Annotated in this window: 18 protein-coding genes; 6 read left to right on the top strand and 12 right to left on the bottom strand. The window is 59.3% G+C overall.

The window, feature by feature from the left end:
* Positions 1 to 69 precede the first annotated feature (69 nt).
* The gene (locus ACSQ36_RS31775; RefSeq protein ID WP_436185112.1) at positions 70 to 2,370 is read left to right on the top strand and encodes a hypothetical protein; all 2,301 of its coding nucleotides are present in this window, start codon (positions 70 to 72) and stop codon (positions 2,368 to 2,370) included.
* A 493-nt stretch (positions 2,371 to 2,863) separates the two neighbouring features.
* On the opposite strand, the gene ACSQ36_RS31770 is transcribed toward ACSQ36_RS31775, so the two are convergent.
* Positions 2,864 to 4,246, bottom strand: coding sequence for an LLM class flavin-dependent oxidoreductase (locus ACSQ36_RS31770; protein ID WP_436185111.1), 1,383 nt, complete (start codon positions 4,244 to 4,246; stop codon positions 2,864 to 2,866).
* 255 nt (positions 4,247 to 4,501) lie between these two features.
* Here ACSQ36_RS31770 and ACSQ36_RS31765 point away from each other — a divergent pair, with 255 nt between their 5' ends.
* A complete protein-coding gene (locus ACSQ36_RS31765; protein ID WP_436186427.1) occupies positions 4,502 to 6,217 on the top strand; it encodes an ABC transporter ATP-binding protein in 1,716 nt (571 codons plus the stop codon).
* Positions 6,218 to 6,222: 5 nt separating this feature from the next.
* Here ACSQ36_RS31765 and ACSQ36_RS31760 read toward each other — a convergent pair whose 3' ends face one another.
* The 5 genes from ACSQ36_RS31760 to ACSQ36_RS31740 form a co-directional block, all read right to left on the bottom strand.
* Complete coding sequence (locus ACSQ36_RS31760; RefSeq protein ID WP_436185110.1) at positions 6,223 to 6,765, bottom strand: carboxymuconolactone decarboxylase family protein; 543 nt, start codon at positions 6,763 to 6,765, stop codon at positions 6,223 to 6,225.
* Between the two features lie 31 nt (positions 6,766 to 6,796).
* Positions 6,797 to 7,681 carry an ABC transporter permease gene (locus ACSQ36_RS31755; protein ID WP_213763708.1) on the bottom strand — a complete coding sequence of 295 codons (885 nt, stop codon included), beginning with the start codon at positions 7,679 to 7,681 and terminating at the stop codon, positions 6,797 to 6,799.
* Position 7,682: 1 nt separating this feature from the next.
* Entirely contained in the window at positions 7,683 to 8,696 is a 1,014-nt protein-coding gene (locus ACSQ36_RS31750) for an ABC transporter permease (protein WP_436185109.1), read from the bottom strand.
* A complete protein-coding gene (locus ACSQ36_RS31745) occupies positions 8,689 to 10,299 on the bottom strand; it encodes an ABC transporter substrate-binding protein (RefSeq protein ID WP_346730476.1) in 1,611 nt (536 codons plus the stop codon). The genes ACSQ36_RS31750 and ACSQ36_RS31745 overlap by 8 nt, the downstream gene beginning before the upstream one ends.
* 332 nt (positions 10,300 to 10,631) lie before the next feature.
* On the bottom strand, positions 10,632 to 11,054 hold the full coding sequence (locus ACSQ36_RS31740) for a hypothetical protein (protein WP_436181452.1): 423 nt from the start codon (positions 11,052 to 11,054) through the stop codon (positions 10,632 to 10,634).
* Here ACSQ36_RS31740 and ACSQ36_RS31735 point away from each other — a divergent pair.
* Positions 11,053 to 12,300 (top strand): ISL3 family transposase, encoded by a 1,248-nt coding sequence (locus ACSQ36_RS31735; protein WP_436181453.1) that lies wholly within the window; start codon positions 11,053 to 11,055, stop codon positions 12,298 to 12,300. The two genes, ACSQ36_RS31740 and ACSQ36_RS31735, sit on opposite strands and share 2 nt — an antisense overlap.
* Positions 12,301 to 12,332: 32 nt before the next feature.
* On the opposite strand, the gene ACSQ36_RS31730 is transcribed toward ACSQ36_RS31735, so the two are convergent.
* Entirely contained in the window at positions 12,333 to 13,139 is an 807-nt protein-coding gene (locus ACSQ36_RS31730; RefSeq protein ID WP_436185108.1) for a MetQ/NlpA family ABC transporter substrate-binding protein, read from the bottom strand.
* A gap of 461 nt (positions 13,140 to 13,600) precedes the next feature.
* Between ACSQ36_RS31730 and ACSQ36_RS31725 the strand changes: the two genes are divergently transcribed.
* From ACSQ36_RS31725 to ACSQ36_RS31715, 3 genes are all read left to right on the top strand, one after another.
* Positions 13,601 to 13,867 carry a hypothetical protein gene (locus ACSQ36_RS31725; protein ID WP_436185107.1) on the top strand — a complete coding sequence of 89 codons (267 nt, stop codon included), beginning with the start codon at positions 13,601 to 13,603 and terminating at the stop codon, positions 13,865 to 13,867.
* Between the two features lie 356 nt (positions 13,868 to 14,223).
* Entirely contained in the window at positions 14,224 to 15,477 is a 1,254-nt protein-coding gene (locus tag ACSQ36_RS31720; protein WP_436185106.1) for an SfnB family sulfur acquisition oxidoreductase, read from the top strand.
* A gap of 3 nt (positions 15,478 to 15,480) precedes the next feature.
* Positions 15,481 to 16,740, top strand: a complete 1,260-nt coding sequence (locus ACSQ36_RS31715; RefSeq protein WP_436185105.1) for an SfnB family sulfur acquisition oxidoreductase — start codon at positions 15,481 to 15,483, stop codon at positions 16,738 to 16,740.
* A gap of 90 nt (positions 16,741 to 16,830) precedes the next feature.
* On the opposite strand, the gene ACSQ36_RS31710 is transcribed toward ACSQ36_RS31715, so the two are convergent.
* From ACSQ36_RS31710 to ACSQ36_RS31690, 5 genes are read right to left on the bottom strand one after another with little or no spacing between them, the layout of a single operon-like run.
* Complete coding sequence (locus tag ACSQ36_RS31710) at positions 16,831 to 17,703, bottom strand: ABC transporter permease (RefSeq protein ID WP_436185104.1); 873 nt, start codon at positions 17,701 to 17,703, stop codon at positions 16,831 to 16,833.
* Complete coding sequence (locus tag ACSQ36_RS31705) at positions 17,700 to 18,695, bottom strand: ABC transporter permease (RefSeq protein ID WP_436185103.1); 996 nt, start codon at positions 18,693 to 18,695, stop codon at positions 17,700 to 17,702. The genes ACSQ36_RS31710 and ACSQ36_RS31705 overlap by 4 nt, the downstream gene beginning before the upstream one ends.
* Before the next feature lie 5 nt (positions 18,696 to 18,700).
* Positions 18,701 to 20,419, bottom strand: a complete 1,719-nt coding sequence (locus tag ACSQ36_RS31700) for an ABC transporter substrate-binding protein (protein WP_436185102.1) — start codon at positions 20,417 to 20,419, stop codon at positions 18,701 to 18,703.
* Positions 20,358 to 22,091, bottom strand: a complete 1,734-nt coding sequence (locus ACSQ36_RS31695; RefSeq protein ID WP_436185101.1) for an ABC transporter ATP-binding protein — start codon at positions 22,089 to 22,091, stop codon at positions 20,358 to 20,360. The genes ACSQ36_RS31700 and ACSQ36_RS31695 overlap by 62 nt, the downstream gene beginning before the upstream one ends.
* Positions 22,088 to 22,444: a hypothetical protein gene (locus ACSQ36_RS31690; protein WP_436185100.1), complete on the bottom strand. Its 357-nt coding sequence runs from the start codon at positions 22,442 to 22,444 to the stop codon at positions 22,088 to 22,090. The genes ACSQ36_RS31695 and ACSQ36_RS31690 overlap by 4 nt, the downstream gene beginning before the upstream one ends.
* Positions 22,445 to 22,544 lie beyond the last annotated feature (100 nt).

Here is a 22,544-nt window from a genome sequence, read left to right as displayed (position 1 = left end):
GTAGCTAAAAATGCTGGACTCCCGCCTTTTCAGGCCGGGGGTTTTTATCTTCCCACACCGAAATAAACGATGATAAAACTCGATAAAGTTTCGATGTTTCTTGTGATCAGCAGCGTCATCCTGAGCGCGTGCGGCGGCGGCGGAGGGAGCGGTGACACCGGTACGTCGGGTCAACCCAACGGCGTTTCCGGCTCGGCAAGTAGCCCATCTTCTGCCAGCGCACCGGCGGGCGCTTCGCCGGGTTCAGCCAACTCAAGTAACCCTGCTTCGTCTCCAATATCTTCGGGCGGATCCAACCTTGGGCAGACCTCTCCCACCAATGCCGGCACATCAACGTCAGGCGCCATCATCATGCCTCTCGAAGTGATGAGCGCCGCCAGCGGCAAGATCGTTAGCACGACGCTTACTATTCCAGCCGGTGCGTCGGCTAAAGTCCTGACCATGAAGGTCAACAATTTATCGTACGATGCTAAAGGTTCCGTTCAGATCAATGGCGGAACCTGGATCGATTTAACCAACGCAAACGTCACGGTACTTGGTAATGCTAAATTGTATGGCGGCATAGGAGGCGGCTACGACACCATTAGCTTGAATGTGCCCGTCTCCGGCGCCGTCAATGGCAGCAACGTTATTAATTTTCGATTCAACACAACCGATGGCGTCAGTTCCGGTTATCGGGTTTTATCGTTTAATTTGCAGGATGTGTCGGGGCAAAATTTAATCCCGAGCACCAACTTTACTCAAGACGATCCAACCCAATGGACCGCGCCGCTTCCGGGAGCGAGTGATATCAGCGCCGGCCAGGCATTGTGGCAAAGCGCTACGCTGATAGAGTCGCCCATCAACGCCGGCCAGCAACTCAAGGCTCATTGCATGGACTGTCACGCCGCCAGCGGAAGCGACTTGTTCAAATTCAACTATTCGAATAACTCCATTGTTGTTCGGAGTGAATACCACGGTTTGACTCAAAACCAGGGCGTGCAAATTGCCAGCTACATTCGCAGCCTGGCTAGCCGATACCCAACACCGGGCGTCAATTGCAGGCCGTGGAACCCGCCTTATCAACCGGGCCCTGGCCTGGACAGTGCTCCGGTCAGCGACTGGACGTGCGGGGCCGGCGTAGATGCGGTGTCCGAGAACGACCTGGACACGCTCGCCGCGATCTTCCCCAGCGGCGTAAATAAAGCCGCCATAGCGACCAAAGGGCAAATCAATATCAGGGAAATACCCATTGGTTTTCAGTTGCCCGATTGGAATCACTGGGTCCCGCATATCCATCCGAAAGATGCGTGGGGCGACTATTTCACCAACAGCAATCTAAACAAGTTATACGCGGGAGAGGGCACCGGGAACGGAACATACAATATGAAGACCCAGCTTGCCACGGGCGGGACGCCCTACGCTCAAGGCAAGACGGGCGATATATTTAACGACCTTTATTACTGGGGCGTCGCACTTGGCGAAGATTTCGCACCGCCGAATGCGGGCGTGTCCGGAAGTTATACGATTCCTCAACAAGAGAATCTCTACGGGACGGTGCAATGGCAGCTTTTGAAGTCCTGGGAACTCGCCCAGGACTACTCGCTGGAGACAAATTGCCCGGTCGCATGGGTTAATGAAGAGCAGGCGCCGAAAGCCGAAGCACGGGGCTGGTGCGGATATTGGCGATTCATATTCAATGTCTCCCCGCATATACAAAATTTTCCGCCCAATAACAGCATGTTCGGTAGTGCCGTTGGCCACTATGTGAAGGCCAATCAATGGTATTACCTGCAGATCCTGCTGAACCCTGGATCGGGCGCGCACAACGTGCATTTGCCGACGGACTGGCAATACGCGTATGGCCTGCTCAACAACCTGTATCAGAGCAGCGGCAGGGCCGAGCCGATCAGGAACTTCCTGTATGTCTTGAAGGGCGCCCAGGAAATGGATAACGGCGTGGGGGTCACCAACGTCGACCGTGGCTGGACGATTCGCGATTCCAGCCCTCTCGATGTATGGAATGGCGGCCAGACCGGTGTTTGGAAAGGCACGAGCCTGGCGACGGAGCAGGCGGTTGTCGGCGCGTTCCTGTCGAACTGGATGGATACCACAACCAGCTTCAACATTAACGCGTGGCAGCGCGAAGGGCAGACGAATGCTGTGCCTGGCGAGACGACCTGCTATTGGAGCATGAGGAGCTTATGCGCGATCGACTATGTTCACGGGACAATGTCCGGTGGCACGGTCGAGAATTTTCCCACCTGGACGTGGAATCAGATCCCCCTGATGCAAGGAGAGGGAATTGATAAAACCCAGGTAAATCGCCTGGCGACGTGGCTGAACACCGCGTATCCGAGCGGCAGTTACCTGAGCCTGCTTCAGAACTGATCAAGGCCTGGAGGCAGGGTGCTGGGGCACGTGCTTGATGATGCATCCGGCGGCTGCCTTACCGCGCTGCTTTTGCATCTTGCACGAGTACGTCGGGTTCACAGCCGAGCCCGACGACTGCACACCACAACAGTTTTGCTGCGATTTACCCCACTGGTGCACCAAGCGTAAAGGGCGGTGGGCGCCAAGGCTTGAAACTTTTTGGAAGCGGCTGGCCGCGCTTGATAAAAAGCCGGGCCAGACAGGAGGCGGACACGACGCCGACCGCCATCGATGCAGCCAGCGCCCGGGGTGCCTGACACGCCTGGAAGTTCTGCTGCACGTGCAACATGCTGCCGCGTTTGATAGTCGCCGATTCTTTCGCCTGTTGACCCACGAAAAATGCGGGTGAGACGGCGACGGGACAACGGGAATTCGTCAGCAATGTACAGTCCCGGATTCGCTGAAGCACGCGCTAGCGATGGTGCTCGGAAATTCCGGATAGGGCCGGTAATCAAGACTGGGTCGTAGTGACTTTTCTATGCTGAGCGCCAGGATGATTCGTAGGCAAGCGCGCTTCAGTCTCGAACAGTTTTTCCCGATAGGACCCTTGCTCGTAGTGCTCCCGATAAACACCGCGCCGTTGCAACTCAGGCACGAGTAACTCCACTACGTCCTGAAAGGTGCGGTGCGCCGAGACATAGGTTAGGTTAAAACCGTCAAGATCAGTCTCGTCCATCCAGGCCTGCATCTCGTCGGCGACCTGTTGCGGCGTTCCAGTAATGACAGGTCCACGTCCGCCTATGGACACGTACTCAACGGCTTCAGCGACGGTCCATACCCGCGACGGATCCGCCGATGAAAACGAAGCGAGTGCGGAACGGCCGGCGTTGGTGTCAACGTAAGTTAGCTCGTCTTCCGGTTGATAAGTCGATAGGTCGATTCCGGTCCATCCTGACAGCAGCGCAGCCGCGCCTTCGGTGCTCGCGTGCCGCTGGTATTCCTGAAACTTGGCAAGCGCCTCTTCCTGCGTGCGGCCAAGCACAACCGTGAACATCGCGAAGATCAGCACTTGCTTGTTGGCGTCGCGACCATTTGCGCTCGCTGCCGCGCGGATATCCGCCACGTTGCGCTTTACGATGCCACGCGTTGGTGCTGCGACGAATACGCATTCGGCGTGTTGCGCGGCGAATTGCTTGCCGCGACCAGAGCTGCCTGCCTGAAACAGCACCGGCGTGCGTTGCACTGAGGGCTCGCACATATGGAAGCCGGGAACCTTGAAGTAACGGCCCTCGTGAGCGATTCCATGTACCTTCGATGGATCGGTATAGATGCCGCGCTCGCGGTCGCGCACCACCGCCCCGTCTTCCCAGCTCCCTTCCCACAGTTTGTAGCAGACCTCCATGTATTCGTCGGCGAGATCGTATCGTTCGTCATGGGACAACTGCTGGTCGAGGCCGATATTGCGGGCGGCGCTGTCCAGATAACCTGTGACGATGTTCCAGCCGATGCGCCCGTTCGTCAAGTGATCCAGCGTGCTCATGCGGCGGGCAAAAGTGTACGGATGCTCATAAGAAAGCGAACACGTCACCCCGAAGCACAGATGCTCCGTTACCTGGGACATGAGCGGAATGACGGCCAGTGGATCGTTCATCGGAACCTGCGCCGCGTGACGCAGTGCTGCATCGGCGCTCGAGCCGTAAACGTCGTAGGCGCCGAGGACATCGCCCAGGAATACCCCTTCGAAAAGTCCTTGCTCCAACAGACGCGCGAGGTCGGTCCAGTACACCGGGCTTAGATAATCGACGGCGCGATCTCCCGCGGCGGTCCATTGCCCCGGCGCAAGATGTCCGACGCAGTTCATCAGGAAGGCATTGAGCCGGATCGGTCTGGTCACAGGATGGTTTCGCGAAAAGTGAAAGGATGAAGTTTAGGGCTCGTCAATCCGATCGCAAATCGTGATGGACGATTTGCTTATATCTGCACGTGTTATGGGAGGCGCTGCATACGAAACGCACTTGTGCCAAGCACAGGAAAATGCCAATTGATAGCTGACATTGTTGGTTTGCTGGACGGTACGGTTCTGCTATTTTCGAACGTCCGCGAAAGCCGGATCACACCTTCGCACCTTCTTACCCGCCGCCCTTCATCAATGCCTCCTGCTGTCACACCGCGTCTTCTGGACGTTCGTAACCTCAACGTGTCCTACGGCACGCATCGCGCGGTCACCGCTCTCGACTTGCACATTGAAGCCGGGGAGGTCCTCGCATTGGTCGGCGAGTCTGGCTGTGGAAAATCCACGACGGCAATGGCGTTACTGCGCCTGCTTCCTCCCGCAGCCCGCGTCCACGGTGAAGTGCATTTCGATGGCGTCGACCTGCTGGCCCTATCGGAGTCGCGCTTGAGCGCCATACGAGGTCATCGGATATCGATGATCTTCCAGGAGCCGACGACGTCCCTCAACCCGGTCCTGAAGATTGGCGATCAGATTGGCGAGGCATTGCGGCTGCACCTCGGAATGTCCAGGCGGGCCGCTCGCGCGCGGACGCTCGAACTTCTCGATCTCGTGCAGATTGCCGAGCCCGCGAGGCGCATAGACGACTACCCTCATCAGTTTTCCGGCGGTCAGCGTCAACGCGTGATGATCGCCGCCGCAATCGCATGCGAGCCTAAGTTGCTCGTTGCCGATGAACCCACCACGGCGCTGGATGTCACTATCCAGGCCGACATCCTGGCGCTGCTGGACAGGCTGCGACGCGATTTGTCGATGGGCTTGCTGCTGATCACTCATGATCTTGGTGTGGTCGCGGACTGGGCGGATCGCGTGGTCGTGATGTACCGCGGCCGCGAGATGGAGCAGCAAACCACGCGGGCGTTTACAGCGAAGCCGAGGCATGCCTACTCGCGCGGCTTGCTGGGCGCGTCGCTGCACCTTGGGGCGGATCGCCATTACCGGACGTCGCGGCTCGCGGAGGTGCGGGTGAAAGAGACGCCGAAAGGCGAACTGGCATTCTCACTCGAAACGCCACCTGCAAAGCCTGAAAACCAGGTGAGTTCCGCCGATGCAACGCCCATGCTTGTCATCGACCACGTGAACACAATCTACCAGACTGCCGAGGGTCCGCGGCACGCTGTCCGTGATGTCAGCCTCACGGTCAACCGCGCGGAGACGGTGGGGCTCGTGGGCGAATCAGGTTGCGGAAAAACCTCGCTGTCGCGCACGATCATGCGGCTCGTCGATTCCGCATCCGGTCGCATTCTGTTGAACGGACAGGATATCTCGAGCCTGTCGCGCAAAGCGTTGCTGCCCCACAGGCGGCACCTGCAGATGATCTTCCAGGATCCGTTTGCATCGCTGAATCCTCGGCAAACGGTAGATCAGATCTTGCAGTTTGCGTTGACCGTGCAGGGCGGCCTGTCCAGGAGTGAAAGACGGGCAAGAATAAACCACATACTCGATGCCGTTGGATTGCCGGCCGACGCGCGGCACCGCTATCCGCACGAGTTTTCGGGTGGCCAGCGGCAGCGCATTGGCATTGCAAGAGCGCTGGTGCTAAAGCCGGCCATGCTTATTTGTGACGAACCCGTGTCGGCACTCGATGTATCGATTCAGGCGCAAATACTGAACCTGCTGGTCGACCTGAAAGCCGAGTTCAATCTGTCGATGTTGTTCATCTCGCATGATCTTGCCGTGGTTCGGTATATAGCGGACCGGGTGCTGGTCATGCAAGCTGGCCGCATTGTAGAAAGCGGCGATCACGATGCTATCTGGTCCCGCCCCGCGCACGCCTACACGCGTTCCCTGATCGCCTCGGCGCCCGGGCATCGGCGCGCATTGGAGCGCGCGCGGGACGGCGTCATTGTTTGATCAACTCAGTGAGCAGGAGCGCCTGCCACATCTTCTTCCACTTCAATTTCCAGCGCTTCATTGAATCGTGCGAAGAATGCGCAGAGTGAAGCCCGCAAGGTTAGCTCGACGACCTGTTCTTGAGAAAAGTGCTCGCGCAGGCGTTCGACCAGCCGGTCCGTCACGCGCTGCCGCGTGACTGCTGACGCATAGTCGCGAACCAGCCGTTCCACCGGATCGAGCCCGGGTACGTCGGGGTCGAGAATGTTCTCGACAGTATGGGTGTCGATACCCAGAGCGCCCAGTTTCGGCGCGTGATGCGAGACGCAGTATTGGCACTGATTTTCGCGCGACGCCGTCACGAGCACGATTTCCAGGTGCCGTCGCGTAATCAGCGCGTCTTTGGCCGACTGCAGCAGCAGTCCATAAATATGCTCGATGGACGCCGGACGATGGGCGAGCACGCCAAGCATGTTGCCGAATGCACCGTAGTCACGCTCGACAATCTCGAACACTTCGAGCGCGCGTCCTTCAAGTCCTTGTTTGCCGATGTTGTCGATGCGGCTCATGTCAGTATCCTCAGAAAATCGGTCGTTGCCATTAGTCGTTTCCGCGCGGGTCGAGTACTTTCGCCAGCCCGTCGCTAAGAAGATTGAGCGCCAGCACTGTTACCACGATAGCCAGTCCGGGAAGCGTGGCGATATACCAGTCCGTGCGCAACACTTCGCGCCCCGAGCCCACCATATTGCCCCAACTCGCCACGTTCGGATCGCCGAGTCCCAGGAACGCCAGGGCGGATTCGGTGAGGATCGCGGTTGCGACCAGCAGCGATGTCGACACCAATATTGGCGTGAGCGTATTCGGAAGGATATCGCGGATAATGATGCGCCAGTCGCTCGCGCCGAGCGCAATGCTCGCCTGAACCATCTCGCTATGACGCAGCTTCTGCGCCTCGGACCTGACGAGGCGCGCGAGATTCGGCCATGACGTGATACCGATCGCGATCGCAATGGTCGCCACGGAGGGCCGCACGATAGCCACGATGGCGAGCGCGAACAGGAAAGGGGGCATGGTCTGGAAAAACACGGTGATGCGGCTGATCTCGCGGTCGACGCGCCCGCCAAAATAACCGCCCGCTAGTCCCCCCGCGATGCCGAGCGCCGCTGCGATCAGGGTCGCGACACTCGCGATCAAGAGCGAAGCCCGTGAGCCGTGGACAATGCCCGCAAGAATATTGCGCCCGAGCATATCGGTGCCGAGCAGGTACGCGGGATCCTGCCCGGGACGCAAAAAGGGCTCGGCCACGAGTTCGAGCGGATCGCCAGGGCAAAGCCAACCTGCTGTCGCCGCCATGACAAGAATGGCCAGCAGCAGGCCACCACCGATCACGCAGGACGGCGAGCGCAGCAGGCGCATCAACCACGAACGCCGTTCGTATGAAACCGCGGCAGGGCGAGGGGTGATTGGTTCGATTGAGCTGGACATGTCAGTCTTTCGCGATCCGGGGGTCAAGTCGACGATTGACGAAATCAGTGGCCCAGTTGATCAGGACGACCAGGATGGAACTGCACAGGAGAATGCCGAGGAGCACGTTCAAGTCGCGCTGTACCAGCGTGTCAAAAGCGAGCCTTCCAAGCCCCGGCCATGAGAACACGGTCTCAACGACCACCGCGCCGCCGATGATCGAGCCGATCTGCATGCCGAGCATTGTGACGAATGGAATCAGCGCGTTTCTCAGTACATGCACGCGAAACAGCCGCGCCGGCCGTACACCGCGTGCAACCGCTGTCCTCACGTAAGCCTGCCGTCTCACGTCGATCACGCTTGCCCGAATCAGCCGGGTATAAATCGCCACGTAGAAGAGTGCAAGCGTGACGCTCGGAAGAATCAGATGACGGAGAACGTCGACCAGGTAGGCGAGGCCGGTCAACCCCGACGAGACCGTTGCCATGCCGTCGACCGGCAGCCAGTCGAGCCAGACGGAAAATACAACGACCAGCATCATGCCGACCCAGAACAGAGGTGTCGCGAAGCACAGCAATGCGAGCGTGGACACCAATATATCGACGAAGCGACCCGCGTGGTAAGCGGCCAGAGCGCCCAGCGTGACGCCGATCACGGCGGCCAGCAGCACGGCGCTGCCCATCAGCAGCAACGTGGCCGGCAGCCGGGTGCCTATCAGATGCGCGACCGACATACCTTGTCGATACGAATAGCCCAGGTCGAAGTGCGCCAGGTGGCCGAGGTACTTGGCGAACTGAACATAGAGCGGCTGGTCGAGGCCGAATTGCTGCCTCAAGGCGGCAATGTATTCAGGCGATGCCGATCCGGCCTCACCGGCGATGACCTGAACCGCGTCACCCGGCGCGAGGCGTAACAAAAAGAAGTTGACGATCGCCACACCGAGAACGATACCGGCGAGCTGCCACAGCTTCCTGAGCCATCTCGACACAATCGAGGAATGAAACCGCGATGGGCGAGTCGCGTCAGAGTCACTCATGTTTTGAAGGATCGGTGTACCAGAAGTTCTTGAACGAGCCGTACACCTGGTCGACACCGCTCACTGTATCGTGGAGATCGGATGCTTCGAGCGTGAAGAAGTGCATTTCGAGCAGTGGCAACGAAGGCAGATCGGTTTGAACCTGACGCTGGAACTCCTTGAACAGTTTCACGCGTTCAGCTTGGTCGCCGGAACCCTGGGCATCGCGAATCAGCTGGTCGACCTTCGCGTTGCGATAGCCCGGACCGTTGCTGAAAGGAATATTCTTGCCGATGCTGTCCGACTGGTAATTACGCGTTACCCCGACTTGCGGGTCTGAAAAGCCCGCATACCACTGGATAGTCACATCGAAATCGCGGTCGCCGTAAATGCGGTGCGTGTAGGTGGGAACGTCCTGGTTACGAATCTCCGCATCCACGCCGACTTTCTTGAACGCCTGCTTGATGAACTCGGCGCTGCGTCGAAACTCGTCGCCATAAGGCAGATAGTCGATAACGATCTTGAAGCGCGTACCGTCCGGACCGGCCTTGTAACCCGCTGCATCGAGCAACGCGTTAGCCTGCTTCACGTCATACGGATACTTCGGCACGTTTGGTTCGAAGAACTCCGTCAACGTGGAGACCACTGGGCTGACTGCCGCTTTGCCGAATCCGGACCAGACCACGCGGATGTACGCATCGCGATCGATCGCACGGTAGAGTGCTTCGCGTACCCGCACGTCCTTCAGGTAGGGACGCTCGACATTGGTATCGAGGAACAGCCAGGGTGAGAGCCATTCGTAGCCCTTGGTCTGGATGCGCAGGGTGGGCAGCTTCGCCAGACGTTGCGCATCACGGGCCGGCACCGGGCTCAACGACGCATATTGCACGTCTCCCTTTTCAAGCGCGGCGGTGCGCGCGCCGCCGTCCGGAATCACGCGATAGATCACTTTATCCAGATAGGGCTTGCCCTTGTCCCAGTAGTCCGGATTACGTTCGAGCAGGATGTAGTTGCCCTTCACCCATTGCTTGAAGATGAACGGACCCGTACCAACCGGCTTGTTGTTGTAGGGATTGTTGAGAATGTCCGTGCCTTCATACAAGTGCTTTGGAAGCACTTGTGCGCCATTGCTGTTGAGCGAACTCAGTACCGCGAGCGAAGGTTTGGAGAAGTGGATGACGACGGTGTAGTCGTCGGGGGTATCGACCTGATTTGCGTTCGCAAACAGAGCCTGGTTACGCGGATGGTATTTTTTCCAGACGTTCTCAAGGGTCCATTTGACGTCAGCGGATGTGAATGGCTGGCCGTCATGCCACTTCACTCCGTGACGCAGATTGAGCGTCAGGGTCTTGCCGTCTTTCGACAGGTCCCATTTTTCCGCGAGGCCGGGTTTCAGGTGAAAGTCGTTGTCGTATTCGATCAAGCCATCGAATACATTGGTGCTAAAGGTTCCGGTGGGTGACGATGTGCTTAGCGCTGCCGTCAGGATGACAGGCTCGGGCTGCGCGATGACGGTCAGCGTGCCTCCGCGTTTGGGAGTTTGTGCATGAGCCAATATTCCCTGACTTAGCAGGGCGACGATCATCACGCTACGCCCGAGCATGCCCCATGCGGACGTTTTCAACTGTATGGACACCGTTATTCCCTCTGTGTGACTGCGTGTTCGAATGATTCGCTTGAGGAGTGCTTCCCTGGAGGCCGCATACACTATCAGCGGAAAAGGCGAAGGTGAACCAACAAATCGGAATGTCGTTATCGCGAGGAGGTGTAAGTATTTGAGGAAAGCTGCGCAAGGGCGGCTTATTTGAAAATATTGAATGCCAAGCAGATACTCGACGAGCTATCGGCAGATATTCATCATTTTGAGCGCGTTGCCAAGTACCGAAAAAAGTACGACTGCCGGGCGATTTAAGATTTTTGGATCGTCGGGGGAATCTGTGGGTGAAATCGATGGATTCAGGCGGCGTTGAGGAAACAACATAGCTTTCGGCAGGTGGCATCGAAGAGGCCTTGCTCGCGCTCAGAGCGGTCATCCAGGAGTGGGCCACCGTCTTGCTCGTCGATATACCGTAACAGTATTGAGCGGGCGTCCAGCCTCCTGAGTTCGCGGTAAAGCTGCCGCTCTTCAACGAGACGACCACCGAGCATCCAGATGAAGTCCCGATGCTGGTGCAGGGTTTTTCGGCTGTAACCGCTGTCCAGAAGATGCAGGAGATACGGTGTGAATATCTTGACGAGATCCTGTCCGAACGGAATGTCCTGTTGCTCAAAGCTCCAAGACTTGGGCCAGTTTTGCAGGTCGGGAACGAGTCGTTCAAGAGCGCTTGATTCGGGTGTGACAATGGCGGTATTACCGACGATTTTTCGCTTGCTAGCCATGCTTTTGACCCGCTTGCTCAATTCCTGTCATCATTTCCCCGGTTTCGTTTATGAAGGGGCGCGGCTGTGCGACAGGACGCAGACCATTGAGATTGACGTGCGCCCACGTAAGGGATCCAAACCAGTTTGTTCGTGCTGCAACGAGCGCGCAAGCGGCTACGATACGCTCGGAGAACGTCGCTTCGAGTTCATCCCAATCTGGGGTTTTGCCGTCATTCTGCTGTATTCGATGCGTCGTGTCGATTGCCGTCGGTGTGGCGTAAAGGTTGAGACGGTACCGTGGGCTATCGGCAAGCATACGTTGACCAAGGCATACATGCTTTTTCTGGCCCAGTGGGCTCGTAAGCTGTCGTGGAAAGAAACCGCGCTGAGTTTCCGCACCAGCTGGGAGAAGGTCTTCAATGCCGTGGAATGGGTAGTCGACTGGGGGCTGAATCATCGTGAGCTCGGGACGATTCGCGCTTTCGGCGTTGACGAGATCCAGTATGGCCGAGGGCACCAGTACCTCACGCTCGTCTACCAGATCGAGGCCGGCCGCACGCGACTGCTCTGGGTCGGACAGGAACGTACTAAGGAGAGCTTCGCGAAGTTCTTTGCGATGATCGGCAAGCCGCTGTGCGAGAAGGTCGAATTCGTGTGTTCCGACATGTGGAAGCCCTATCTCGAAATGATAGCGCGTCATTGCCCGAACGCCCTGAATATCCTCGACCGTTTCCACATCGTTGCCAAGATGAACAAAGCGATCGATGAGGTGCGAGCCGATGAGGCCAGGCGCATGTCGCGTGATGGCTATGAGCCTGTTCTCAAAAAATCCCGCTGGTGCCTGCTTGCGCGACGCGAGAACCTTACTGGCAAACAACGCGTTCGCCTGCGTGACCTACTCCAGTACAACTTACGTAGCGTACGTGCCTATCTGCTCAAAGAAGAATTCCAGCAACTCTGGGACTACATCTCTCCTGTCTGGGCGGGCAAGTTCCTCGACCAGTGGTGCAAGCAGGTGATGCGCTCACGCATCGAGCCGATGAAGAAGTTTGCCCGGACCGTGCGCTCGCACCGGGATCTGATCCTCAACTACTTCCGTGCCAGAAAGCAGTTCTCCAGCGGCGTTATCGAGGGGCTGAACAATAAGGCCAAAGTCACTATGAGAAAAGCGTACGGCTTCCGAACCTTCCGAGCCACAGAAATCGCGCTCTATCATGCACTTGGCAAGCTTCCCGAGCCTCCATCCACCCACACTTTTTACTGACGAACCAGATTTTTAAATCCTCATGCGAGCGCTTAGCGCAGGTAGTCGGGGCGCGTGAATCCCTTGAATCGCTCGTCGACCACGCGCCTGAACTCGGGAGACTTGTAAGCGTTGGCGATGTCCTGAACGTACGGCTTTTCGAGGTCGCTACTACGCACGGCGACGAGGTTGAGGTAGTGAGGCGGAATCTTTTCGAGCAACAACGCGTCGGTAAGCTTCAGCCCGGCGGCCAGCGCGAAATTTCCATTGATGAACGCGTAATCTACGTCGTCGAGGGAGCGGGGCAATTGCGCGGCGTCAAGTGGCAGCAGCTTGAGCTTATGCGGGTTGGTGGCTATGTCTCGCTCGGATGACGTGACCGGATTGGTCCCCGGTTTGAGCGTGACCCAGCCGATCTGTTCAAGCAGCACGATTGCACGCGCCTGGTTAGTGACATCATTGGGCAACGATACGGTCGCGCCGTCCTTCACGTCCGCAAGACTTTTGAATCTGTGGCTGTAGGCGCCGATCGGTGCGGTCGGGACCTTGATCAGTTCGGAGAGCTTGAGATTATGATCATCGGAGAATTTCTTCAGGTAAATCTCATGCTGAAACGCATTGGCGTCGAGCGCTCCGTCCGCCAGGGCGAGATTGGGCTGTACATAGTCGGTGAATTCGATGATCGTGACCTTATAGCCTTCCTTCTCCAGCACCGGTTTTATGCCATAGCGAATCTGGTCGGCATAAGGACCCGCTGTCGCGCCAAAGCGGATCTCATTTTTCGCGGGATCTGCCGCGTATGCCGACGCCGCCACGACCGGCACAAGCAGGAAAGCACAAATGCCACGCACCCAATTCATCTCAATCTCCACGTAATTTTCTTTAGTCGCAGCAGCGCCACGAGCCTTTGTAGTCTTTTGACGTCCACTCTTTCAGGAAGCCGACGCGAAGATAAGCGAATCGAATTCTGGCGCAAAGCAAGCAATTCTGCTTTGCTAAGAATCGGGTGTGTTTTCGTCCGTGCTGCGATTGCCCGATGGTCTGATCAGTGGGGGCAATGCCCATCGAAGAGTTTTCAAGTCCCTGTGTCTTTAGTGGCCTGGTTCGTTATGCAACCCGCATCTTGAACCGCCCGGTAGGCCTCAATCGTGGCGCAGCCATAAGCAAAGCAGGCATTGTTCGTTGGCGACGCATGACATGCGTTCTACGATTAAATCGTCTTACTCGTCACCCTCTCCCGTGTCGCGCGCGAATCGACGGCGGTGCCGAGCGCGCCGTGTGGTAGCCGGTCGGCGATTACAGGATGAGCGGAGGGCAGCACATGGCACCGGACAAGGAATTTGCCGTAAAGACTGGGCTTTGGGCAAGGCTCGGAAATATCCTGCGACGCGGGCCGTCAAGGCCTGCTGCAGCGGCCTGTGCGAGTAAGGCGGGACAGCAGGAGGTTGGGCCGGCACTGCACGCTTCGGAGCGGCTGGAGTGCATCGCTGCGTACGCACGTGCGGGCTATTTTGACATGGGCTACGTCGCGGATCTGTTCGTTTTTATCCCCGAAATTCCCTTGAGCGACTGGCGGGATGAGCCGTGACGCTTGTCCGTCACGTCACCGGGAAAGCCTGTCTATCCTCTATCCAACGCAGCGAGGTCACCGCGTCGATCGTGACGCTCGCACGCTTTCGACGTCCCCACAGGAAATCTACGTCAGCGCGTCACGCTTCGTGAAAACGCCATCTTGGTGCTCGTGCCGGGCTAATCTCGATTGCTGATAAGCAACTTCCATTTTGATAGTAGGCCCGTGAGATTGGCACTGTTCCAATTGAGGATAAGGATCCGTTTCGGTGGCTACCCTTCGCGGTGGTCGCACCGCTTCGGTGTTCGGCAGTAGCGCTTTGCGATTTCCAAAATATCGAAAGCCTGCGAGCAACCTTTCCCTCTGGAACAATCATGTCGACCAGTACTATCGCAGGCGCTGAATTGCGCTTGCCCAAACTTCCCGATCCGGACCGCGTCCAAGGTATTTCCAACGACCCACAGGCGCTGGACGCGGCTCGCCGTCTGGCCGATGAATTCGCGCCCGGGGCCGCGAGCCGGGATCGGGAACGTTTGCTACCCTGGGCCGAACTCGATCTCTGGTCCGAAAGCGGCCTCGGCACCATCACGGTACCGCGCGAATACGGTGGTGCCGACGTGTCGCTTGCGACCCTCGCCGAGGTATTTGTCATACTGTGCGCGGCCGATCCGGCGTTGGGACAGATTCCGCAGAATCATTTCGGTGTGCTGGGCGTATTGCGCGAGATCGGCACGCCCGCTCAGAAGCTGCGCCTGTACAACGAGGTCTTGGCTGGACGACGGCTGGGCAATGCCGGACCGGAGCGCCGCTCAGCCGAGTCCTCGACCATCCTCCAGGGCACCACGCGTCTGCGCACGACCCCCGATGGATTGCGCCTCGACGGCCGCCGGTTTTACTCCACGGGTGCATTGTTCGCGCACCGCGTGCCGACTCGAGCGACAGACGACGAGGGCCGCGCGGTCCAGGTCTGGGTACCTCGCGACGCGCCGGGACTCAGCGTGATCGACGACTGGAGTTCGTTCGGTCAACGCACCACGGCCAGCGGCAGCGTGGTGTTCGATCAGGTCGCAATCGACCCGCAAGACGTGCTTCCAATCTGGCAACTCGCCGATCGTCCCGGACTATACGGTCCGACTTCGCAACTGATTCAGGCCGCGATCGACCAGGGCATCGCCGAAGCGGCAGTGGCTGATGCCATGACTTTCGTGCGTGAACGCGCCCGGCCGTGGATCGATTCGGGGCTGGAGCATGCTGTGGATGATCCGTACATCATCGCTGATGTCGGCCGCCTGCAAATCGACCTCCATGCCGCCCACGAAGTCCTGCTTGAGACCGGCCGTACCCTGGATGCGATCGCCTCCTCAGGAACGCTTGACGCCGAGCTCAGCGCACGCGCTTCGGTGGCGGTTGCCGAAGCCAAGGTATTAACCACGCGCATTGCGCTCGAGGCCAGTGAAAAACTGTTCGAGCTGGCCGGCTCCTCGGCCACGCGCGCGGCCCATAACCTGGATCGTCATTGGCGCAACGCGCGTACTCACACGCTTCATGACCCGGTGCGCTGGAAGTCGCACCTGATCGGCAACTACTATCTCAACGATGTGCTGCCCGCGCGGCACTCCTGGAACTAAGCCATGACTTTTTCTGTATCCGAGGGGAGCACGGCCGCCGCGCTCGCAGGACCGATCCCCAGCCCGCGTCCGGCTCGCATACCCGATTTGATAAAAGACGACGCGCAGGCGCTAGCGGTCGCGCAACGGCTCGCCGCTGAATTCGCGCCGAATGCGGCGCTGCGTGACCGCGAGCGTCACTTGCCATGGGCCGAGCTGGATGCCTTCGTCCTGAGCGGCCTGTGGGGTATCACCGTACCGCGCGCATACGGCGGCGCAGGCGTCACCAACGGTGTGCTGGCAGAGGTGACAGCGATCATCTCGGCAGCCGACGGGTCGCTCGGCCAGATTCCGCAAAACCATTATTACGCGCTCGAAGTCTTGCGCGTGGGCGGTAGTCACGCCCAAAGACGCTTCTTTTACGAGCGTGTCCTGGCGGGCGAACGCTTTGGCAATGCGCTCGCCGAGATCGGCAACAAGGACTTCAAGCGCCGCACTCGGCTCACGCGCGCGCTGGGCGACTGGCATATAGACGGCCAGAAGTTTTATTGCACTGGCGCCCTCTATGCGCACTGGATTCCCACGCTGGTCGTGGCGGACGATGACGGCCGTGACGTGACGTACCTGGTGTTCGTGCCGCGTGGAGCGCCGGGAGTAACCGTCACCGACGACTGGGACGGCTTCGGCCAGCGGGTGACCGGCAGCGGGTCGGTCCGCTTCGAACATGTAGCGGTGCAGCCGGAATGGGTCATACCGTTCCAAACCTCGTTTGATCGCCCCACCACCATTGGTCCGCTGGCGCAGATCATCCACGCGGCCATCGATCTGGGTCAGGCCCGTGGCGCATTCAATGCGATGTTACCGTTCGTCCGCGAGCGTTCGCGGCCGTGGATCGATGCGAAGGTCGCGCGTGCCAGTGACGACCCGCTGACGATCGCCCAGGTCGGCGATCTCGCGGTGCGCCTTCGGGCAGCGGAGGCCCTGGTGCGAAGAGCAGGACGGGCAGTCGACACGGCGCAAGCCGATCCCACCGAGCGCTCGGTGGCAGAAGCCTCCGTCGCGGTGGCCGAGGCGCGTGCGCTCACGACCACCGCGTCACTCGACGCCGGCTCGCGCCTGTTCGAACTCGCGGGTACGGCCGCTACGCTGGACGGCCTTGGTCTAGACCGCTTCTGGCGCAATGCGCGCACCCACACGCTGCATGACCCGGTGCGCTGGAAGTATCACGCCGTGGGTAACTTCTATCTCAACGACAAGCTTCCGCCCCGGCATGGAGCGCTTTGATGGTTGGGTGGGCGAGTGAATGCCGGGGCACGAGGATGTTGCTGAATCGGGACACGGACCAAGCGGCAATTTCGTGCCTTATTCCCCACGTCATGAAACGCCCGCCTGCACCTCCGGCACCACTTCGGCACTGCGTTTTCTTCGCAGCCGGGGATTGAACGCGGTATGCAGTGCGTCGCTCAGCAGGTTGAGTCCGAGCACGGTCAATGCAATCGCCGAGCCCGGCACCGCGATCATGTACCAGGCAGTGCGCAACGCTTCGCGCCCCGTGCCGACCATCGAACCCCAGCTCACCACATTCGGGTCGCCGAGCCCGAGGAACGACAACGCGGCTTCCGACAGGATTGCATTGGCGACCAGCAGCGCGGTGGAGACGAGAATGGGCGTCATCGCGTTGGGCAGGATTTCGATGAAAATCAGGTGCGCATCGCTAGCGCCTATCGCGACGCTCGCACTGACAAACTCGCGCTCTCGCAACACAATAAACTCACCACGCGTCAGGCGCGCGATGCTGGGCCATGCCGTCACGCCGAGCGCAAAAACGATGGTAGTCAGTGAAGGCGTCAAGATGGCGACAAGAATGATGGCAAGCAGGAAGGGCGGTACGGTCTGGAAGAACTCGGTGAACGCCATGAGCACCTGATCGATCAGGCCGCCGAAAAAACCTGCGATGCCACCAATCAGGATGCCTAAAACAAGTGCGATGACTGCGACCGATCCGCCCACGTACAGCGAGACACGTGCCCCATGAAAGAGCCCTGCCAGCAGGTCACGTCCCATCAGGTCCGTGCCGAGCGGATACGCACTATCGGCGCCGGGCCACTGGTAGGGCGCGGCGACCATATCCAGCGGATCGCCCGGAAAAAGCCAGTTCGCCGAAAGCGCCGCGCCCAAGGCCAGCACGAGCAGAAGTGCGCCGAAGAACGCCGACGGCTGACTAAAAAAATGCAGGAATTTTTTCATTGCCGGTGCCTCGTACGCGGATCGATCAAGCCATAAAGCAGATCGACAACCAGATTCAACACGACCACCAGAACCGCCGACAGCAGCAACACGCCGACCAGCAGATTGACGTCCCGGCTCTTGATCGCTTCGAACGAGAGTTGCCCAAGTCCCGGCCAGCCGAACACCGTTTCCACGATGATCGAGCCGCCGAGCAACGCGCTGCTTTGCAGGCCCAGCATTGTGAGAACGGGCAGGATGGCATGACGCAATGCGTGGTGCGTCACCACGTACCAAGGTCGTCCACCCTTGGCGCGGGCGGTGCGAATAAAATCTTCCTGCAGCGTCTCGATCATTGATGCGCGCGCCAGTCGTGCGAAGACGGCGACGTAATAAAGCACGAGCGTGGCGGCAGGCAGCACCAGATGACGCAGCCGGTCGAGCAGCAGCCCGAAGCCGTGATGAGCGATGTTGGTATCGACGATACCGCCGATCGGGAACCATTCGAGATGCACGCCAAACACCACGATGAGCATCAGCGCTGTCCAGAACATTGGCGCGGAATAGCCGAGGGTTGCAAGCGTTGACAAGAAGGTGTCGACGAAACCATGCGGCCGGCGCGCGGCGAGCACGCCCAGCAATACGCCCAGCAGCACCGAGATGACCAGCGACGTGCCGATCAATACCAGCGTGGCGGGCAAGCGTTCAAAGATCAGCGTCGAGACCGGTTCACCGAAGCGAAACGAAAAGCCGAGATCGAACCGTAGCGCATGCCCGACGTAATGCAGCAACTGCCACACGACACTATGGTTGAGCCCGTAAGCCTCACGAAGCTGGGCCACGTACTCCGGCGAGACGTTGCCGCTTTCGCTCGCGATGACATCGACGAGATCACCCGGCATCAGCTTGAGCAGCACGAAGTTGAGCACCGTGGTGCCGAGCAGGACCAGCACCAGTTGAATCAGGCGCCGTCTGATCCTGTCTCCGTTAATGCCAGATGTCAGTTGCAGCATGGTTGTTACGCCTTGTCGAACCAGACTTGCGCGAAGTTGGCACGCGAATGGCTGGCGGTATCGGTGACATTGCGCAGGTTTTTAGCCCACACGCCGAACCAGCGGAACTCGAACAGGTTGATGAGCGACAGGTCGCGTTGAGCGATCTTTTGCAACTGGAAGTACAGGTCGCGTCGTTTGGCCGGATCGGTTTCCGTTTGTGCCGCTTCGATCACATGATCCATCTCGGGACTTGCATAGCCGGACGCGTTGAACCAGGGCGTACCTTTGGCTTCCGCCTTCGACCAGTAATGCTGTTCTATGCCGATCTGCGGATCCAGTCCGTCTGTGCCCCAACTGCTGATGAGCTGGAAGTTGTAGTCCGTGAAGACGTTCTTGATCCAGGTCGGCAGATCCTGTCCCCGCAAGGTCACGTCGATGCCAACCCGGCGCAGCGCCTGACGCACGAATTCACCGGTGCGACGATAGTCGTCGCCATACGGAATGAAATCGTGGTTGAGCTTGAAACGCCAGCCGTCTGCTTGCTTCGGGAAGCCCGCTTTGTCGAGCAGGGTTTCGGCGAGTTTGGGGTCGTACGGGTACTGCTGCGTGTCGGGCGTGTAGAACGCCTTCACCAGCGACGATTCCGGGCCCGTAGCGGGCACGGCGTAGCCACCCCACACAGTCTTCACCAGGACGTCCCGGTTGATCGCGTGCGCGATGGCCTGACGAACTTCGAGCTTGGCAAGAATGGGGTCGCGCAGGTTCGGTTCGAGCCACAGCCACGCCGCGTAGCCGTTGTAACCTTCCTGCGAAACCACGAGGTTGGGCAGTTTGGCGAGCCGGTCCGCGTCCGCGAACGTCACCGGGTTGCGCTCGCCATATTGCGCGGCGCCTGTTTCGAGCGCTGTCGCGCGCCCCGACACGTCGGGCGTGATCTTCCACGTCAGGCGATCGAGATACGGCTGACCAGGCGCCCAGTACTTGTCGTTGCGATCCAGCACGATACGGTCGCCCCGCAGCCACTCCTTGAACACGAACGGCCCGGTCCCCACCGGTTTGTTGTTGTACGGATTGTTGCGGATGTCCGTATTTTCGTAGAGGTGCTTCGGCAGGATCGGCGTGCCGAGCGAATCGAGAATACCGAAGGTGGCAGGCGTCGATTTCGATAAATGCAGAACGACCGTATGCGCATCCGGCGTGTCGATTCGTGTCAGGTATTGCAGCACACGCCGTGATGCCGGGCTGATCTTGAGCCAGACTTCTTCGGCGGAAAATTTCACGTCGGCGGCGGTGAACGGCTGGCCGTCGTGCCAGGTCGCGTTCTGACGCAGCTTGAAGGTCCACGTGAGACTGTCGGGCGAGACGGTCCAGCTTTCCGCCAACTGCGGACGCGGCTTCAGGTCGGGGCCGTATTCAACAAGACCATCGAAGATCTTGCTCGCGACCGCTCCAATCATGGTGGCGGAATTCACAAAGAACGCGAGGGTCGGCGGTTCCGGATGAATGACGGCGGTCAACGTGCCGCCTCGTTTGGCGCCCTGCAAGGTGTTCGGCAGCGGTTCGGTCAACGCCCATGCTTCGCCGGTGAACATGAACGGTGTTGCTGCGCCCGCGAGCAATGCGCCGGCGCCTTTGAGCAAGCGCCGCCGCTTGAGGTCGGCCACGGCCGCCCCTAGCGGATCATCGCGAAACAGGAGTGTCGAGGTCGAAGGCGGGAGTGGCTTGGGGCGCTTGGATGTCACGATGGATTTTCCTTGTGGTGAACGGCAACGGCACATGCGACGACGGTACGGCGTCGATCAGGGCGCGGGTGTAGGGATGCTGCGGCGAGGTCCAGATGGAGCGGTGATCGCCGGTTTCGACCAGACGTCCCGCTTGCATCACGAGCACGCGATCGGCGATATAGCGGACGACAGAAAGGTCATGCGAAATGAAGAGCAGCGCGAGCCCGAGTTCGGCCTTGAGGTCGGCGAGGAGATCGAGAATTTGAGCCTGGATGGATACATCGAGGGCCGACACCGGCTCATCGCAGATCACTAATTCAGGTTCAAGCACAAGCGCTCGCGCAATGCCTATGCGTTGTCGCTGGCCGCCGGAAAATTCGTGCGGATAGCGCTGCAGTGCCGAAGCGGGCAGGCCAACCGCATCGACTATGCGGCGAATTTTTGTTTCGCGTTCGCGTCGTTGCGACACGCCATGAATCGCCAGGGCAAGGCCAAGCGTTCGTTCGACGGTGTGACGCGGATTGAGCGAGCCGTACGGGTCCTGAAAGATCATCTGCACGCGCCGGCGATACGGACGCAATGCGCGGCGCCGGCGATGCGTGACGTCGTCACCATCGAATACGATGCTGCCCGCGGACGGTTCCAGGAGTCGCGTCAACGCGCGGGAAAGCGATGACTTTCCGCAGCCCGATTCTCCGACGAGGCCCACGGTCTCGCCTTCTCGAATGTTGAACGAAACACCGTCGACTGCGCGCACATTGTGTCCCGTGCTGGGATAGTCGACCTGCAAGCCGGTTACCTCAAGCAGGATGCGCGGGGCGGTACTCGCTATTGCGTTTGTGGCTTCTGTGGCTGTCAGCCGCTCGCTGATGGTCTCCGTCAGGCGGCCGTCACGATAATGCAGTCCCGCGCCGAAGTGCAGCGACGCGCCAAGGAGCGCGCGCGTGTACGGCTGCGCAGGATGCGCGAACAACGTCGCAGTGTCGGCTTCCTCCACCTTCGTGCCGTCCTTCATCACGATCACGCGGTCTGCCCAGCGCGCGACGACACCGAGGTCGTGCGTGATCAGCAATACCGCCATCGACAACTCGCGTCGCAACTGATCGATGAGTTCGAGAATTTGCGCCTGGATGGTGACGTCGAGCGCCGTCGTGGGCTCGTCAGCGATCAGCAGGCTCGGGCGGCACGCTACCGCGATCGCGATCATCACGCGTTGTCGCTGGCCGCCGGAAAGCTGGTGCGGATACTGATCGAAGCGCAGTGCCGGCTCGGGCAGACGCACGAGATCCAGAAGCTCAAGCGCCTGCTTGCGCGCCGCTGAAAACGACAGCGGCCGATGCAGCGTCAGCGCTTCGGCGACCTGCCGCCCGATCGGCTGAAGCGGGTTGAGCGACGTCATCGGCTCCTGGAAAATCATGCCGATGCGATTGCCCCGCAACGCGCTCCATTCGCGTTCTCGCAGCGTGAGCAATGCCTGCCCTTCGAAGCGTATCGATCCTTCTACATGCGCTTGCACGGGCAGAAGTCCCATTGCAGCCAATGCGATGGTCGATTTGCCGCTGCCCGATTCCCCGACCAGCGCCAGCATTTCGCCATGTTGAATGGAGAGGTCGATGGGGTGAACCGCCGGACGTCCGCCGAACGACACGGCCAGTTTGTTCAGTTCGAGCAGTGGAGTTGTCGGGTTCATCTCGACAGTGCGCCCGTGTGTTGTTCTGGCAGTTGCGCCACGCTGCCGGGATAGCCGATCACCATGTTCCCTCTGGTTCTTTCATTGATGAGATGCTCGATTGTCGAAAATCGTCGCTTAAGCAGATAAGGCGTTTCGCAGGTCCGATTCACGTCGATGTCGAAGCCGTCACGGCTGAAGAAATGCACGATGAAAGCACTCAGAGGGATGTTCTGGCTCATGGCGGGCCATGTGACGGACGAATGAAATGAAAGAGGAGCGATTGCCTTGCAGCGTTGGGCAGTGCGCGAGCGACAAGGCAGGATCGCTAGGATGGCATGGTTGCGTTTTTTGGCTAACCATCGAATTGACATTTGCATTCCACGAAAGCGACGTGACCCCACGATGCGACGGCCGTGGCGATGGCGCACGCAGGTCAGCAGCTAATTGCTTCGCGACTCACGTTGGCCAGCG

It is taken from the genome of Caballeronia sp. LjRoot34, from assembly GCF_964253815.1.
In the GTDB taxonomy this organism is placed as follows: domain Bacteria; phylum Pseudomonadota; class Gammaproteobacteria; order Burkholderiales; family Burkholderiaceae; genus Caballeronia.
The sequence above is the reverse complement of the archived record's forward strand: the minus strand, read 5'-3'. Positions and strand labels throughout refer to the sequence as shown.